Annotated in this window: 15 protein-coding genes; 4 read left to right on the top strand and 11 right to left on the bottom strand. The window is 47.5% G+C overall.

The features are described from left to right. The 3 genes from DXZ20_RS12730 to phoU all read right to left on the bottom strand — a co-directional run. Positions 1 to 329, bottom strand: a 329-nt coding sequence (locus DXZ20_RS12730) for a flavoprotein (RefSeq protein ID WP_284681719.1), incomplete at its 3' end; no start/stop codon positions are given. 7 nt (positions 330 to 336) lie between these two features. Next, positions 337 to 2736 carry a ribonuclease R family protein gene (locus DXZ20_RS12725; RefSeq protein WP_163664154.1) on the bottom strand — a complete coding sequence of 800 codons (2400 nt, stop codon included), beginning with the start codon at positions 2734 to 2736 and terminating at the stop codon, positions 337 to 339. Between the two features lie 583 nt (positions 2737 to 3319). Next, positions 3320 to 4042, bottom strand: a complete 723-nt coding sequence (phoU, locus tag DXZ20_RS12720) for a phosphate signaling complex protein PhoU (RefSeq protein ID WP_163664156.1) — start codon at positions 4040 to 4042, stop codon at positions 3320 to 3322. Between the two features lie 469 nt (positions 4043 to 4511). Between phoU and psaM the strand changes: the two genes are divergently transcribed. The 3 genes from psaM (at position 4512) to ribBA (ending at position 7088) form a co-directional block, all read left to right on the top strand. Further along, complete coding sequence (psaM, locus tag DXZ20_RS12715) at positions 4512 to 4607, top strand: photosystem I reaction center subunit XII (RefSeq protein WP_006514064.1); 96 nt, start codon at positions 4512 to 4514, stop codon at positions 4605 to 4607. Positions 4608 to 4912: 305 nt separating this feature from the next. After that, positions 4913 to 5263, top strand: coding sequence for a slr1601 family putative cell division protein (locus DXZ20_RS12710; RefSeq protein ID WP_163664158.1), 351 nt, complete (start codon positions 4913 to 4915; stop codon positions 5261 to 5263). A gap of 76 nt (positions 5264 to 5339) precedes the next feature. Continuing rightward, positions 5340 to 7088, top strand: coding sequence for a bifunctional 3,4-dihydroxy-2-butanone-4-phosphate synthase/GTP cyclohydrolase II (ribBA, locus tag DXZ20_RS12705; protein WP_431732074.1), 1749 nt, complete (start codon positions 5340 to 5342; stop codon positions 7086 to 7088). Positions 7089 to 7180: 92 nt separating this feature from the next. On the opposite strand, the gene DXZ20_RS12700 is transcribed toward ribBA, so the two are convergent. Further along, positions 7181 to 8506 carry a S41 family peptidase gene (locus DXZ20_RS12700; RefSeq protein WP_163698558.1) on the bottom strand — a complete coding sequence of 442 codons (1326 nt, stop codon included), beginning with the start codon at positions 8504 to 8506 and terminating at the stop codon, positions 7181 to 7183. 447 nt (positions 8507 to 8953) lie between these two features. On the opposite strand from DXZ20_RS12700, the gene DXZ20_RS12695 reads away from it, so the two are divergent. Next, on the top strand, positions 8954 to 9619 hold the full coding sequence (locus DXZ20_RS12695; RefSeq protein ID WP_163664162.1) for a YdcF family protein: 666 nt from the start codon (positions 8954 to 8956) through the stop codon (positions 9617 to 9619). A gap of 102 nt (positions 9620 to 9721) precedes the next feature. Here DXZ20_RS12695 and DXZ20_RS12690 read toward each other — a convergent pair whose 3' ends face one another. The 7 genes from DXZ20_RS12690 to DXZ20_RS12660 all read right to left on the bottom strand — a co-directional run bounded on the left by DXZ20_RS12690 (position 9722) and on the right by DXZ20_RS12660 (position 16075). After that, positions 9722 to 11269 (bottom strand): ArnT family glycosyltransferase, encoded by a 1548-nt coding sequence (locus tag DXZ20_RS12690; protein ID WP_250565740.1) that lies wholly within the window; start codon positions 11267 to 11269, stop codon positions 9722 to 9724. Positions 11270 to 11353: 84 nt separating this feature from the next. Further along, positions 11354 to 12019 carry a hypothetical protein gene (locus DXZ20_RS12685; RefSeq protein ID WP_163664164.1) on the bottom strand — a complete coding sequence of 222 codons (666 nt, stop codon included), beginning with the start codon at positions 12017 to 12019 and terminating at the stop codon, positions 11354 to 11356. A gap of 98 nt (positions 12020 to 12117) precedes the next feature. Then, positions 12118 to 13443 (bottom strand): PhoH family protein, encoded by a 1326-nt coding sequence (locus DXZ20_RS12680; protein WP_163664166.1) that lies wholly within the window; start codon positions 13441 to 13443, stop codon positions 12118 to 12120. Positions 13444 to 13683: 240 nt separating this feature from the next. Beyond that, on the bottom strand, positions 13684 to 14382 hold the full coding sequence (locus DXZ20_RS12675) for a hypothetical protein (RefSeq protein WP_163698556.1): 699 nt from the start codon (positions 14380 to 14382) through the stop codon (positions 13684 to 13686). A gap of 39 nt (positions 14383 to 14421) precedes the next feature. Then, entirely contained in the window at positions 14422 to 15102 is a 681-nt protein-coding gene (locus tag DXZ20_RS12670; protein WP_006514074.1) for a hypothetical protein, read from the bottom strand. Positions 15103 to 15340: 238 nt separating this feature from the next. Then, on the bottom strand, positions 15341 to 15733 hold the full coding sequence (locus DXZ20_RS12665; RefSeq protein WP_163664171.1) for a hypothetical protein: 393 nt from the start codon (positions 15731 to 15733) through the stop codon (positions 15341 to 15343). A gap of 105 nt (positions 15734 to 15838) precedes the next feature. Further along, the gene (locus DXZ20_RS12660) at positions 15839 to 16075 is read right to left on the bottom strand and encodes an SH3 domain-containing protein (RefSeq protein WP_163664173.1); all 237 of its coding nucleotides are present in this window, start codon (positions 16073 to 16075) and stop codon (positions 15839 to 15841) included. Between the last annotated feature and the right edge of the window lie 5 nt (positions 16076 to 16080).

Below are 16080 nucleotides of genomic sequence, written 5' to 3'. Positions count from 1 at the left end.
ACCATACCCAGAGTCTTAAACGACCCGCTGGCAATGCTCGCTCCCACATTGCTCCAGGTATGGCACCGTAGAGTACCCGCCGTTGGCACCCCGGCCCGCTCTCGCCAAAACAGGGCCTGTTGATCTAAATCCCCGGGTAAACGCACCTGTTCCTCAGCCTGCCAAACCATATAAACAGCTTTGGAGGCTACTAAATCTATGGGGTAGCCTGCTGTGAGTAAATGTTTGATAGCTCGTACGGCGTAGATTAAACCAGAGGCTCCGGTTATGCCTAAAACCAGGGGACGAGATGACGGAAAAGCGGATGCGGCCTGTGCATCTTGTGGCATCACTAAGCTACTCTTCTCCGTCATCAAAGATGTCATCACCATTCATGGACTCGACATCTTTGATATCATCGTCATCGTCATCAATGGCTTCACTACCACCACCTACAGCCACTAAATCAATCTGCTGACGGTAGTAGTCTACGCTCTTCACCTGAACTTCCACCCGATCGCCTAAACGATATTGCTGGCGATTTTTACGACCCATGAGCTTTTGTTGGCGAGAACGATATTCATACCAATCATCCTTAAGAGAGCTAACATGCACCAGCCCTTCTACCAGAAGTTCCTCTAATTCCACGAAGAAACCATAGGATTGAACACCTGTAATTAAGCCATGGAAAACCTCACCCGTATGGGCTTGCATAAAGGCAGCTTTTTTAAGGCCTTCTAAATCAGACTCAGCTTCCTGAGCCAGACGCTCTCGCTCCGTCAGATGGGTGGTTGTATGGGTGAAGAGTTCTTCAAACTCGTTGTGAATATCGGGTGGCAGTACGCTCCAGCTCACATTGCCATGGCTGCTGCTGCTGCGTAAATCCACCCGGTCTCTGGAACGGGTGGTCTTGCGATCTCGACCCTCATCAAACACCGCATGGAGCAACCGATGTACCAATAAATCGGGATAACGTCTAACAGGAGAAGCAAAGTGGGTGTACCCATCTTCTAACGCCAGACCAAAATGACCATCGGAATGGCTATTGTAGGAAGCTGGCTTTAAAGTCGACAACAGCAAATAGGTGAGTACTTTTTCAGCCTTAGACTGGCTAAACTGTTGAACAAATCCTAAATAATCCTTGGGTGAAACAGACTCCTCATCTTCCAGCTGTAGATTGAGTCCCATGTTATTGGCTAGCTTAATCAGCTCTTGCACATCGCCAGGGTCAGGGGTGCCATGGAGACGATAAATAGCTGGCACACCTAACTCTTTTAGATGCTTGGCCACTAGCTGATTTGCTAGCAACATACATTCAGTAACAATACGTCGCGCAGGCAACAAATCCGAAACCACCATGACTCCGAGACCACCCTCATCATCATGTTGAAATTTAGGAGAGAGATAATGGGAAAGTTCTTCTCCTGCTTCTTCAGGAAAGACATGGTCAGGTAAATTTAAGTCAAAGGAGCCACGCTGATTACGTTGTTCCTGTAGAAGTTTACTCACTTCAAACAGCTGATCAATGAGTTCAAAGCTCTCTTTGAACTTAGTCAAATCACGTTTTTTAAACGACAGGGCTTCCATCGCATCCTTGTCGTCCCGTGCCAGTATGGCCTGGGCCTGATAATAATTCAGCTGATGATCGTTACAAATGACGGAGGGTTGTACCTCATAGGCCAAAACCTCACCTTCGGACGAGAGAATGACCATAACCGAAATAGTCAGGCGCTCCTTATCTGCCAGCAGTGCACACAACGATGTGGATAACGGGGGTGGCAGCAACGGCACCGGTGAATCCGCCAAATATACGGAAGTCCCACGGCGATAGGCTTCTTGGTCAATGGGACTGTTGGATGGTACGTAGTATGAAACGTCTGCTACGTGAATTCCTAATAGCCAATTACCATCATCTAGCGGCTCCAGGGTGAGGGCATCATCAATCACCTGGGCACCATCCGCATCAATACTGACGGTGGGCTGGTCACGCAGGTCAATGCGTTTTTTGATATCAGCTTTGCGCACCCGATTGGGCAGCGCTTTAGCCGCCATCATGACTTCCTCAGGAAACGCTCGGGGCAGATCGTGTTTACAGTAAACAATATCGATATCAGCTGCCGCTTCGGCATCGCTACCCAAAATTTGAGCCACTTTACCTTGGGGTAAATATTGCCCAATGGGATAACGCAAAATCTCTACATGAACCAGGTGGTCTATGGCTGACTGCAAATCTGATTGATTTAATTCGTCGTTATCTTGATTTTTGAGATCGAGCTGAAATAGCAATCGATCGTCTAGAGGCACCGCTTGTAGACGATCACCCTCTTCAGGCTCTTTAATTCGCGCCAGCACGGAAGAATTTGCTCGCTCCAAAATCAATTGCACTTCGCCTTCAGGACTCCGACGTCGATTGCCTTCCTTGGTCACCTTCACCAAGACTCGATCCCCATTCCAAGCATGGTGAAGATGGGCTTCTCTTACATAGATATCGTCGGCTTCTTCCTCATCTTGAATAGCGAAACAAAACCCCTTACTAGAACAGCGCAGCTTACCTTCAATCACCCCATCTTGATGAATACGGCGGTATTTGCCACGCTCCTTTTCCAGTACACCAATGCGTTCCAATGCGTCTAGGGCAATGCCCAGATCCTTAACCTGGTCGTCGTCAGCACAATTGAGCTTTTTTTCGAGGGTCTTAGTCGTAACGAGCTTATCGTTTGAGAAATTAGCCAGCAGGGAAGCAATTGAAAAATTCATGTAGCGATGAATCCTACGCATTAGTTGAGACATGCCACTGGTTTCTTGGCCAGAGACTGGGCATAGAACGCGTTGCTTCCTAAGAAACCTCCAAAAGCTGCATCCTTCACAACACCCAAACGCCAATGACAAACGTTGCCCTGAAGAACGTTAGTATGACGACCAGACCATCTAGCAACCAGCAAATTTACAAGGTACGAGGGCACTCCCCCAAGACGCATCCCTGAAAAATCACTCCGAACTACCGCTATACAGTATGGTATGCCATCTAAATCGTACCTATTCGAGCACGCTCAAGAAAATTAGCATATGAACGGTATAAGTTTTCCTTAAAGTGACCATTATGTCAAATATGTTTCAAATAATTTATTTATTTTGGCAAGAGACTTAGCGATAGGGGGTGGGGGAGTAGGCAATAGGGGGAATGCTCCTGACCTCTTCGCCATTCAGGAAACTCTACTTCCCAACCCCTATTCTCATGCACTCAGGCATCAAAATAAATTAACTTCCAATTTTTGGATGTACAGACATTCCATGGACCGTCTCTTCACCATTTATTTTTGGAAGTATTTATGGCTTACTCCTAATGTCGTTCTCCAGTGACCACAAACACGACTCGCCGACCAATATTTGTTGCGTGGTCGGCAATGCGTTCTAGATAACGAATAACCAAGACTAACAGGACTGTGGGCTCAACATTACTAGCAGCGGTAGGAGATTGAACTAAAAGATCAAAGAGACGTTCGTAGTCATCATCGACAACGTCATCCTTTTCTTTAATTTCTCGGCCAGCGTCTACATCAAGCTCTGACAGCGATAATAAACTCAAGGCAACCATTGAGCGACACCGATCCAACATCACCTGAATCTGCTCTATAGCGTCGTGGGGAGGATAGGGAAATAGTTTTAGAGATACCTCACCAATATCCTTGGCATAGTCACCGATGCGTTCTAAATCTCGAATCATTTGCATCAACGCACTGACCAGACGCACATCCCTGGTAACAGGGGATTCTAGAGTGATCAGGTTGATACAATCTACTTCAATTTGTCGGTAGAGATAGTCAACTTGTTTATCGTGCTTCTTCAGGTTTTTTGCGGCATCAATGTTGCGATCGCATAGTGCTTCCCTGGCCAACAAGCAAGAACTTTCCACTAAAGCCCCCATACGCAGCACATCCCTCTGAAGCCTGGTCAACTTAAGATCTAAAGCTGAACGAAATGTTGGAGACACATTCAGGGGTTGCTCGATATTGTTTGATACAGTCGGATTAATGCTTTCGACGTCAGAGGAGGCTGTATTCATCGCTTAATACAAAAGTAACTGCACTGAAGGCAGTTCTTAAACGGTTGATTTTATTCAATGGTGATGTCTAGTAGTGATAGCGCATTCGTTATTGATAGGGGTGTTGTCAAAGCTACATTCTAATTCAGGCAAATCACTATTTTTAAGATAGTTTGAGAAGTTTATGAAGCCTGTCAATGTATGACTAATTTCTAGCACCACCCGATAGGGTGTAACACCCGCCCGCTCACCGTATATAAACATCGATATATAAACAGCTATGAAGCTTTATAAAGTGCTTATCTTCATACAGATAGCTCCCTTGACAGTTACAAATCTCTTGTTAGCCAAGGCTTAGCACAGAATACGTTTGATAATCAGTTGTTAAAGACTGTAACAGATTAACTGCGAAGCGTCTGATTGCGCCAATTTTAGTCAACAATTCTCTAAGAGCATAGTAGTTAATATTTAGTAAGGAACTTGGCACTCTATGGCTTTATCTGACACTCAAATCATCATCGCTTTGCTGATTGCTTTAATTCCCGGTGTTTTGGCCCTTCGTCTTGGCACCGAACTCTATAAGTAGAAGCACGTCAGAAGTACGTCTGACTGATTTCAAGCGGCCCTGCAAGCCATTTGCTTTGGGCCTTAGTGTTTTGCTTTGGGCCATAGATTGAAGCACCAGTTTCCTTCTGAGCCTTGTGGGCGTAATAACCAATCCTTTAGAGCAATGTTTATAGTGGCCTCGGGCAGACTATGCCTGGGGCTATTTTGTAGGGCGTTCCCTGACAATCAAAGGAAAATTATCGCAAAAAGATGAATTTGTGGTGCAAATGAAACAATAGCCCCATAATATGGTCAAGCTGAACAACGTGCTGGGGATGTATATCAATGACTCGACGGGCAAAACCAATGGTTATCAGGGGCAAAGCTCGCCAATCGCTGGTTTTGGAGTCTACGGTAAAGCTCACCGTCAATATTCTGCTGGCAGTGGTTGCCACATCTACCATTGCTAAGTTGTTTCCCTACTATCGTCAGCAAAAAGTTGAGCTAGAGCAACTCAACCACTCTATTCTCTCTTTAGAGAGAGAACATGCGGGTATATGGCAGGACTTTAGCCATAATTTTGATCCGGAACAATCGAGCCGCATCATGCGCGAACAAAGTGGCCAAGAGGATCCTAGCCGACACTCAATTGTTCTGATCGATCCTCTCCAAAATTCTCAGCCATCATCTCCCTAACGGCTATCTTCAGCAATCTAGGAAATAACGCACTACAATCTATGGGCAGTCAATTGACAGTCAATAGGCGGAATCCGTGGTTGCCAACGTTAATCCATTTTCTTTTCCATCCAATTCGGACGCCAGTCAAGCAGCCAGTCAGACCATAGACCAGAAACTGGCGGAATTTCAGTTTGACAGCGTCGATGCAGCTCTGGCAGATTTGGCTGCAGGTAAAGCGATTGTTGTCGTCGATGATGAGAATCGCGAAAACGAGGGGGATGTGGTTTGTGCAGCTCAGTTTGCCACCCCCGATATGATCAATTTTATGGCTGTTGAAGCTCGGGGTTTGATTTGCCTTGCCATGACGGGCGATCGCCTGGATGAGCTCGATCTGCCATTGATGGTCAGTGGCAATGGGTTTGAAGATGAAAATGAGCAAACGGCTTTTACCATCAGCATTGACGCTAGTTTGAGCTGGGGCGTAACCACAGGTATTTCGGCAGAAGATCGGGCGCGTACCATTCAAGTTGCCATCAATCCAGAGGCCAAGCCTCAAGATTTACGCCGACCGGGACATATTTTTCCCCTGCGAGCCAAAGAAGGTGGCGTCCTCAAGCGGGCAGGCCACACAGAAGCTGGGGTGGATTTATCCAAACTGGCAAGACTTTACCCTGCAAGCGTTATCTGTGAGATTCAGAATGCTGACGGGTCCATGGCACGACTGCCAGAGCTAATTGATTATGCTAAAAACCATAGCCTGAAACTGATTAGCATTGCCGATTTAATTAGCTATCGCCTGCGTCACGAACGGTTGGTTAAGCGAGAAGCGGTGGCTGATTTACCCACCCAGTTTGGGAAGTTTCAAATCTATGCCTATCGTAATTTGCTGGATAATTCCGAGCATGTGGCCATTGTTAAGGGCAACCCAGACACCTTTGGGACTCAACCTGTCATGGTGCGGGTCCATTCAGAATGCTTGACGGGGGATGCTCTGGGTTCGTTGCGGTGTGACTGTCAGCTACAGCTACAGACAGCGTTGAAAATGATTGAGAATGCAGAGACCGGTATTGTGGTCTATCTGCGTCAAGAAGGGCGGGGTATTGGTTTAGTCAATAAGCTCAAGGCCTATTCTTTGCAGGATATGGGCTTTGACACCGTTGAGGCCAATGAAAAATTGGGACTACCTGCGGATCAGCGGAATTACGGCATTGGTGCTCAAATCTTGAACGATCTTGGGGTCCATCAGTTTAAGTTGATTACTAACAATCCCCGTAAGATTGCCGGTCTTAAGGGCTATGGCCTAGAGATGGTGGACCGGATGCCATTGCTGATCGAGGCCAATACGTACAACTCAGACTATCTTTCTACGAAGGCTCACAAACTAGGGCATTTGCTTCTACGGTCGTATTTAGGGACGTTGGCCCTCCACTGGGCACAACCGTTGCCATCGGCCGAGCGCTATGAAAAGGTGAACTCGCTGCGGCAGCTAGCCCATAATTCAGGTCTGCTGTTGCAGGAAGAGGCTCGTTCCATTGCGGTTTCACTGTTTAGTCCCCAAGCCCTGATTGTTAACCTGGGACTGGCGGAACCGGTGGTTAGCAACTGGTATCAACAGCCTGATCATCAATATCGTGGTGCGATCGCAACCTTACTGGAACAGCTCATTCAGTGGTCCGATCTAGAAGAGCTAGACCTGCTTATTGCCAATGGCAGTGACCCATTCACCACACTGCAGGTAGGGTTAGATCGACAGATATTTAGTTGGCAGTCCCCCGATGTCATTGGTGAACAGCTCAGCACGCAAAGGATCTACAGCTTTTCTCGCCACAGCGTTAATGATTAAAGATGCAGAGGCGTTCCATGGAACGCCTCTGCATCTTTGTGGATCGTCTCAACCGTTTTATTGATGTGGCTGCGTCGCTAGAGCGTGCGTCGCTAAGGCATGCGTCGCCCCAATTGGGGCACCCGTGGTACCGGGGAAGACACCGTAGAAAGCTGCTGGCGACGTTTGGCAGCAGCCACTTCTGGCACCAGGGCAGATACCGCTTCAGCAAATTGTGGATCCCTTGCGGTACCCATCAAATCAGGGTTTCTGGTTAAGGTACTACGTTCATCGGAGGACAGGTCTACTTGAATATCAGGGGTAATGCCTCGACTACTGATATCGGTACCATTGGGTGTAAAGTAATGGGCCACAGTGACAGCCACTCCAGACCCATCAGAAAGACCGTGCAAAGATTGAACCAGGGCTTTACCAAATGTGGGACTGCCTACCACAATGGCACGATCATTATCCCCCAGTGCTCCGGTGACAATTTCACTGGAGCTGGCCGATTCTCCATTGACTAAAACCGCCAAAGGTAACTCAGTCAGATGAGTTCGGTTTGCCGAAATTGCTTCACTGTCGCCGCTGCGATCCACGGTGCGCACAATGGGGCCACGCCGCAACCACATACGAGAAATATCAATACTCGCCTGTAGCAGGCCACCGGGATTATCCCGCAGGTCTAACACAAACGCCTCGGCTCCCTGCTCACTCAGCCCAGCAATAGCCGCTTGCATCTGTTCTGCAGCATGGGCATTGAACTCATCCAGACGAATGTAGCCCACATTGATATTGTTCTGATTTTCTAGCTTGGCATTAACCGTTTGGATTTCTACTCGAGCCCGAGAAAGCACCAATGTCTGAGATTCGCTATTGCGTTCGATGGTCAGCGTAACCTGGGTGTCTGCATCTCCTCGCAGCAGTTGGGACGTCCGCTCTGCACTCAGCAGGTCGGTGGCCCGTCCGTCTATCACTAAAATGTGATCTCCAACCTTCAGCCCTGCTTGCTCAGCTGGGGAACCTGCCACAACATCAGTAACCACGATGGCCCCAGCCTCGTTATCACGATTCAAGCGGATACCAATGCCAGAGACCTCACCAGAAGTTTGCTCAGTGAGCTCAGCATATTGATTAGGGCTTAGGAAACGCGTGTAGGGATCATCCAGGCGGCGTAGGGCCCGACGTAACTCTGTGTAAGCGGCTTGGCGTGACGTGTAGTTTTGTCCTAGCAGCTCCTGACGAACCTCAACCCAATCGGTGCGATTAAAGGAATCATCAACGTACTCGCGATATACAATCTGCCACGCTTCGTCAAGAATCGTCTTAGGTCCATCCGTAAATGCCGCCTCAGCTGGAAATGAGGTAAAAAATGCGGGTGCTAGAATAACTGTTGCGATCGCGCCAGTCGACCGAAGTAACTCTAATGTGGTTTTCATTGAAACAGTTGCGGCAGGGGGTAATGAGATGTTTGCAAGCAATGTAAGAATCTAAACGGAGGAGTAGATTAGCCCAGGATCAAAATGAACGCTAACAAAAATAAATTTTCAAATTATGCAGCTACAAATTTGCAATATTAACGTAAAGTAACCAACCGTTTAGAATCAGCCCCTTACGTACTGAGTTTTTCAGCATAAATACTGGACTTAAATCTAGCGCACGAAACAGGTCAATTACGTAAAACTGCAGTATCTTTATTCAAACCTTACTTTTGTTATGGGCAGAAACAGTGATATCTGAAAGGTTTTGCTAAAGATTTTAACTAGACCAATCAAATTATCTAAATACTACGTCCTCAAAGACTCATAGTCCATCTACAGAGTATGCTTTGGACCGGGGAATTACAGGAGTATATTTACTGAAGCCTGCAGCGAGAGCTATCTACTATGTCAAAGGCCAAGACGTTAAAACGACGTTTAAGGCACGTCGGACTGGGATTATTAGTGGCAGTTACGATTGCTACATTGATTGCCTTCAGTAGTCTATGGCCAGCCAGCCAGCGCCCCACAGATGCTTACCTGGTTTTAGGCGGTAGCATTCGCCGAGAAATGTACATGGCTCAGCTAGCTAGTACCTTTTCAACCGAGATACCCATTTTGGTATCTGCCGGTTCTGCTGACCCCTGCATTCGTTTGCTATTTGAGCAAGCAACGGCGTCTCTAAATCAGGTTTGGCTAGAGAACTGTGCTGAGTCTACCTTTGGTAATTTTGTTTATTCTGTCCCTATTCTAGAGCGCTGGGGAGCTCGTCATGTCACTCTAGTTACCTCTGGCAGCCACACATTTCGAGCTGTCACCCTGGCCCGTATTTTGTTTGGAGCCCAGGGAATTTGGGTCGAGCCCCTGATTGTGGATGAAATTGGCATCCCTGGCAATCAAGAAACGACGCTGAAAAGTACCCTTGATATCAGCCGCAGTTTGCTGTGGGCATTCGTCGCTCAAGTCCATAGGCCTACCTGCCATCGGTTAACCCCTCTGACCGCAGTGAACTTAGAGCAGTGGCGGCAAAAGGGGTTTAAGTGTGAGCATCAGGCGGGGATTGAGGGAAGTTGAAGGAATTTTGAGTTTTTTTATTGGTTATTGGTTATTAGTGAGTTGCTTTTTAAGGGGTACGCACTAGTAAACGCCTAAGACCTAATATCCAATACCTAAGACCTAATAACTCTCCACCACACCTGAATATAAGTAATAGTCCTTAATCTTCACCCCAAACCGCTGTACTGGAATTGTCGTCACTTGCTCCCAGCCAGACTTTAGCGTCAGCGGTCCTGCACCAAAGGGATGCCAGTCGTCGGCTACAACCAGGGCCGATTGGCCAATCAAAGCTCGTTTGCTAGCCCAAACATCAAACTGATCGATGCGATCAGATATGGCTAAAACACGATCGTCATTAAGCGCATAGGCCAGGGCAGAGGCAGAGCGGTAGTCGGTCGTCAACAATAAATTGTGCTGGGGGGCATAGTCTTCGACAACCGCTGCCACCTGGTGCCATCCAAACGACATACGCCCATCGGGATCGCCGTCTGGGCCAAATAGAGCAGTTACTGGTAACAGACAATAGTTAATCACCAGTAGCCAGGCGACAACTACTCCTAAAATTTGCATGCCATTGAGCCAGTCTCGATGACGCAGGGTTTCAAGATTCGTATCAAGGAAAAAGGTGGGGACTAGCGGTATCAATAGCAGGTAGGCCAAAATATTCCAGTAGTAGAGCGCAGTGGAAAACAGCCCCACTAAGGAAAGCGTTCCTGTTGATGTGAGGAATAATCCTAAGGCTATGATGCGATAGGTAGGAGAATTTAAGGGACGTTTGCGCATCACAGACCGTACCATGGCCCAAACTAAAGGGGGTGATAAAATCAGCGCCGCTGTTAGCCAAAAAAACAAAACGGCATCGGGCCGCAACGTGGGACCACCGCCACTGTCAACGCTGCGGGTGAGGTAATACTGAAACGACAGCCAGTCGTTTTGAAAATTCCAAATTAAAATCGGTAGGCTGAAAAGAGATGCGATCGCAACTGCCCCGTACAGTCGCCCATCCCGCAAAAGCCAGCGGAGTTTGGGCTGACTGATAATCGTACCCAGAACCGTTATGCCCACAAATACAGCCGTATATTTACACAAACCGGCCACCCCTAAGGCAGCAGCTCCTCCATAGAGATATCTGCTGTTGCCCTGCCCCGTTAACCACACCCCATCTAAAAATCGTACAAACCAGTAGGCCGATAGTAGAGAGAATGCAATTAGCCACTGATCGTGCCAGGCCAATGTTAAAAATAAAAAATAAAGCGGACTACTCCAACAGCACAGGATGGTAACAACCCATGGGGTATAGAAGCGTCTGCCATAGATATAACGAGTAATTTGATAATAAGCCCAGAAAAATAACCCATTACTTAGCACTGTGGGTAGCCGCAACACAAATTGGGAATGTCCTAAATAAGAAAAAAGCCCCTGCACCCAGGCATGGAACGGTGGATGGTCGTAGTAGGACCAATCTAAACGCTGACCCCACAGCCAGTAGTAAGCCTCATCAGGATTGGGAAACGCCGTCAGCCAATAAACAATATGGGCTAGTAACATTAGCCACAGCCAGGGGGCTTTCAAAAGCCAGGGTGCCTTCAAAATAGGATGGGACTGCAGTGAGCCTTTTAATTTAAAACTCAAAATACCCTCCGGGAAGCCACTGAAGCGCTTACTCAAATGTGCGCACCAGAATATTCTAGGGCACCTGTCCTCCCTTACTCTTCTTTGCTATGGTCTCACACTCGATTTTACGGGTCGTTCCTAGGGTTCCACCCCATCATCTGCCGCTTCAATATCAATGCCCCAATCCCGCAGGGCTTCGTCTCCGTCGTCAATCAGCTCCTCAGACTCGAACTGGGGTGAAATTACCAGCTCTGAACGTTCTTCTGGATCGCTCCACAGGGTTGGGGTATAGATAATTACAGGTAATTCTGCACCCTTTAATCCACGGATGATGCGCTCTGGGGTTTTGGGAAAGGTAACAAACAGCGGATAGGGCTGCTCTGAGCCCTCATTCATCAGATGTTCATGCCGTGCTGGCATGAGCCATTCATAGTTTTCCGACAGCAATATCTGGGTTTGTCGCCACCGAGATAACAGTTCCGAAAAATCTTCATCTGGACGGTGAATAAAAAGAAGCACATCCACACCAGTTTTGATTTTCCATTCAGGGTCACACATGAGGATGGCCAAATCGCAGGGTAACGTGACCACCTCTCGGCGTTTATTCAAGGGGCCGACGGGACTCTCAATAGCGCGTCGAATACTAATATTAGGTAAGGGAATCGTGACAATGCTTTCCTGGGGGCGGCGCATGCTGGGCAACATTTCTAGATAGGGGCGATACTGCTTGAGCATGGCTAATGCCCCTCGGTAGTTGCTGCACCTTGCAAGCAGATTTTCATAGTCGCCCTGCTGAATAGCCATGGTTGATTGAACGCTGATCAAACAAATTCATTCTAGCTTTCCCAACTGACTACCCACCATTGTCGGGAATTATTGTAGGGGTGTCCCATAGGACACCCCTACAATAATTCCGTAGATCTCTCTGCTAACGCTGAGCGCTCACCCCGGGTTAGCAAAATATGACCCGCTAAAGGCTCATGCTTGAACCGCTCTACCACATAAGCTAAACCATTACTAGCGGCATCCACATAGGGATTGTCGATTTGTGCTGTGTCACCCGTCAAAACAATTTTGGTGCCCTCTCCTGCACGGGTCAAAATAGTCTTAACTTCGTGGGGAGTCAGATTTTGAGCCTCATCAACAATCAAAAACTGTTTCGGTAACGTTCGTCCGCGAATGTAGGTCAATGCTTCGATTTGCAATAGGCCCATTTCCATAAGTTCTTCATGTCCCCTGCGCCAATGGGCGGGTTGACCAACCGGATCTTGAGTGCCAAAAATTAGATCAAAGTTATCGTACAACGGCTGCATCCAAGGCGTCAGTTTCTCGTTAATATCCCCAGGCAAATAACCAATATCTCGTCCCATGGGTACCACTGGGCGAGATATTAACAACCGACTGTAGGATCTCTCCTCCGATACTTTTTGAACACCTGCCGCAATGGCCAACAGAGTTTTACCCGTACCGGCTTTACCTACTAAAGTAACCAGAGGGATAGTGTCATTTAGTAACAAGTTTAATGCAAACTTTTGTTCTCGGTTACGGGGATGTACTTGAGAGATTCCGGCATAGGGCACTTTTGGCAAGGGAACAATACGTCCTGATTCCCCTTCCACCATGGCCAGTGCAGTGTGGGCTGGATTGTTAACATCCACAAGGGTGAGAGACTGGTTAGGATAGAACTTGCCATCTAATTCCAACGTTCCACCACGAAACAGTTGGCTCAGTTGTTCTGCATCAACCAGTAGCTCCCCTGTCCCAGAATACAGATCGTCAATATCAATTTTGTCGGTTTCATAATCTTCGGCAGCCAGACCTAAGGTATCGGCTTTAATGCGAAGGTTGGCATCTTTACTGACCAAAACCACAGGGCATTGACAGGTTTGTTTGTGCTCTAGGGCAACGGCTAAGATCTCATTGTCGGCCTTATCGCCTTCAAGTTCTAGGGGCAATGAAGAGAGAGTTTCTTGATGACACAAAGAGACCTTGAGAGTACCGTCCCCTTCCAAAAAGATCCCTTCAGTAAGGCTACCCTGCCCGCGCAGTTTGTCTAAGGTACGAGACACTTGACGAGCATTACGGCCAGTTTCATCCAGGGACTTTTTAAACCGATCGAGTTCTTCAACGATGGCAATGGGTAAGATGACGTCGTTTTCCTCGAAACGATAGATGGCTTTAGGATCGTGCAACAGCACATTAGTATCGAGGACAAACGTCTTTTTCATAAATAAGAATCACCCTTGAAGTTCCTTAAAATCCAGATTGGACAGGAACTTCGTTACAACTAAATGACATCAGAAATATATGTACTATTATCTATTAAACTGCATCGGTTTGAGTAGCAAACTACCGTAAAAATGACTTTAATATTTCCCTCACATTTAGCCCTTGACTTAGACTAGTGTCCCCAATAAGGGAATGCTCTAACGGCTATAGCGACGATCAGCAACACCTGAATTTAGCCGTTAATCAGGCGTTATCCTTCTGAGTTCCTGATGGACACTGGTTCCTACCTGCAGGGCTTCGTTGAGAAGTTGAGCATAGTCTCCAGCCATCTCTGAGGCCTGGAGGGACTGTAGGCTGGAGAGATTAGTCTCAATGCTGGCAAATAGTTCATGGCGACGCGCTATAAACCGCTGGTGTTTGCGCATAATCTTATCGCTCGTAAGTCCGCACACTAAACTCTCGCGGGTAAGGTGTAATGCTTCTTTGACAGCATCGGGATTATCTAATGCCAAACGTCTAGATGTGCGATCGGCCTGACGTAATTCTTCTAAAATTTCAACGGCCTTAATCATTTCGTTAAAGCGATCCACCTCATCCAGTAGGTGGCTGAGCACCTTAAGTTGCCGGCCTTTGTAAATGCCATAACTGCCATGGGCAAGGGTAGTGGCGATCGCACCCACCACACCAATACCCATAAACACAACCACCGCCTGCTGGGCCACATTGCGGCCCAGCACTAAACACACCGGCAACCAGAGCACCAGCGCCACAGCCAGCACCAGCCCTTGATTTATCAACCAGGCCCAGCGTAACCGTGGCCGCCGAAAGACTGACAAGCGGGTCCCCCACCCCATGGATAAATCGCTAATATCCAGCCCCGTCAGCTCGTCCAAATCACGATTTGTAATCCGCAAACTATCCAGATTCACGTCGCTCATGTATGTCTCCATACTGTGGAAGCGTTCTGTGGAACGTTTCTACAGACCTAATAGGGACCCCAGACTTGTCAAAATCTGAGCGTAGAAGTTCCCCTCAATTTCGGGTCGAAATATCTGAAACGGTTCATTAGGGGCACCGAAAAAGGGACGCAGCGTCCATCCTAATTGTGAACCGACCAACGCATACAAACCTAGCCAACCTAACAATAAACGGTTGCGCAGCTGACTACCTGCTGCATCTTCGCCCACCACCTGGCGCATCCCCTGATAAAACAGACGCACGCCAATCACACCGGTTAGGCCCATCACTGCCACATTGAGTAGCAAAAAGAAGTTATACCCTTGAATTGAAATCAAAAAGAATAAGACCACGGGGGCAAAGCTGAACAGCAGCACGCTAATCACAGCCACTGTGGTCATTAGCATGGCACTATATTGGCGAAAATTTAACTTAGAGCCAAAGAGAATATCAAAGAAATAAAGTGTGGGAAGACAAATGGCTAAGGTAATCAGGTACAAAGCGGGTAGTTTAACCGCCGATGCCATCATCTGTAGCCAGCTGCTGGATGAACCAATGATGGCTCCATACACCCCAAAGAATATACAGCTGACGACCAGCAACGAAAAGATTTTACGCTCCAGTTTGACATCACGCCGAATATCCTCAAGAAACTGATTGCGATCGCGCAATAACTGAATCAAGACAGCAAAATGCTTCATATGATGCTCACCGGAATAACGTCAGAAATACTCCCAGCCAAAGCTACAAAGCACTCACTAAAAATTTCGAACGGGTCCGGTGTTTAAAAATAAAGCGTCAGCATTGTTAGCAATGCTGACGCTTTGTCAAACAAATTTATTAACGGGCTTTAGCAGGGAGAATGCCATCCGTTGAACAATCTCAATGGCCTACTCTCCAATCACGGTGATTGCCCGCACTCCGTACTGGAGCTATCACCTATGACCCTTGAGCCTTGAGCTGTTCAATTTCTTGACGAATGGCCGATAATTGCTCAGTCAACGCCTTAATTTCAGCCTGAATACCGCTGTCTGTCACAGGCTTAGCCACTGTATTGACAGTGGCATTGCTAGCAGAAGACGGGGCAAAGGGATTAGGGAACTGATCGTTAAAGTTACTACTAACGCTATCAACAAACTCACGCGCTTCTTTCTCGGTGACCGCGCCTTTTACTTCTAACTCATCGGTGAGCCGATTAAAATCTGTACCAATATCAGAAAATTTGTTAGCAGACGCCTGAGGATCTTGAATAGCCTCGACTGCAGACGCTGCTGCCCCTAGAGAAACCCGAAAACTTTTTTGAATAAACTCAGTAAAAGTATCAAAATTCATGACTCAAGTCGATCTAAACGCCTAATCACCGCGAGCATACATTATAAACACCATTGAACGGACTTACTCTGGTCAGATACATAGCTCAATACCCCGCTGTTGGCCCTAGAGGCCAAGACATTGCCGAGCCATCCAACCAATCTGCTCTCCAATCTGAACTCGGTACCAACCGCGCCCTGCTTCCCCCAGCAATGTCACCTGTCTGCCATTTCTGTAGGTTCCAATCACACGGTATTGAATGCCCCCTTGACTGCGCAAATTACAGGCATTGTAAGGAGCTGGAGCTTGGATCACCCGTACTTGCTGCGCTTGCCCAGGGCTTCCTAGTATCAAAGAAGCCATTGGTA

Origin of the sequence: Adonisia turfae CCMR0081, assembly GCF_011009555.1 — a bacterium.
Lineage (GTDB): Bacteria > Cyanobacteriota > Cyanobacteriia > Phormidesmidales > Phormidesmidaceae > Leptothoe > Leptothoe turfae.
Note: the sequence above shows the minus strand (reverse complement) of the source record. Positions and strands in the feature narration are given on the sequence as shown.

Excerpts from the sequence above, each read along its gene's own strand:
- DXZ20_RS12700 (WP_163698558.1), bottom strand. The coding sequence starts at position 8,506 with ATGAAAACCACATTAGAGTTACTTCGGTCGACTGGCGCGATCGCAACA.
- DXZ20_RS12710 (WP_163664158.1), top strand. The coding sequence starts at position 4,913 with ATGACTCGACGGGCAAAACCAATGGTTATCAGGGGCAAAGCTCGCCAA.
- DXZ20_RS12675 (WP_163698556.1), bottom strand. The coding sequence starts at position 14,382 with ATGAGCGACGTGAATCTGGATAGTTTGCGGATTACAAATCGTGATTTG.
- psaM (WP_006514064.1), top strand. The coding sequence starts at position 4,512 with ATGGCTTTATCTGACACTCAAATCATCATCGCTTTGCTGATTGCTTTA.
- DXZ20_RS12725 (WP_163664154.1), bottom strand. The coding sequence starts at position 2,736 with ATGAATTTTTCAATTGCTTCCCTGCTGGCTAATTTCTCAAACGATAAG.
- DXZ20_RS12685 (WP_163664164.1), bottom strand. The coding sequence starts at position 12,019 with ATGGCTATTCAGCAGGGCGACTATGAAAATCTGCTTGCAAGGTGCAGC.
- DXZ20_RS12695 (WP_163664162.1), top strand. The coding sequence starts at position 8,954 with ATGTCAAAGGCCAAGACGTTAAAACGACGTTTAAGGCACGTCGGACTG.
- DXZ20_RS12665 (WP_163664171.1), bottom strand. The coding sequence starts at position 15,733 with ATGAATTTTGATACTTTTACTGAGTTTATTCAAAAAAGTTTTCGGGTT.
- DXZ20_RS12680 (WP_163664166.1), bottom strand. The coding sequence starts at position 13,443 with ATGAAAAAGACGTTTGTCCTCGATACTAATGTGCTGTTGCACGATCCT.
- DXZ20_RS12660 (WP_163664173.1), bottom strand. The coding sequence starts at position 16,075 with ATGGCTTCTTTGATACTAGGAAGCCCTGGGCAAGCGCAGCAAGTACGG.
- phoU (WP_163664156.1), bottom strand. The coding sequence starts at position 4,042 with ATGAATACAGCCTCCTCTGACGTCGAAAGCATTAATCCGACTGTATCA.
- DXZ20_RS12670 (WP_006514074.1), bottom strand. The coding sequence starts at position 15,102 with ATGAAGCATTTTGCTGTCTTGATTCAGTTATTGCGCGATCGCAATCAG.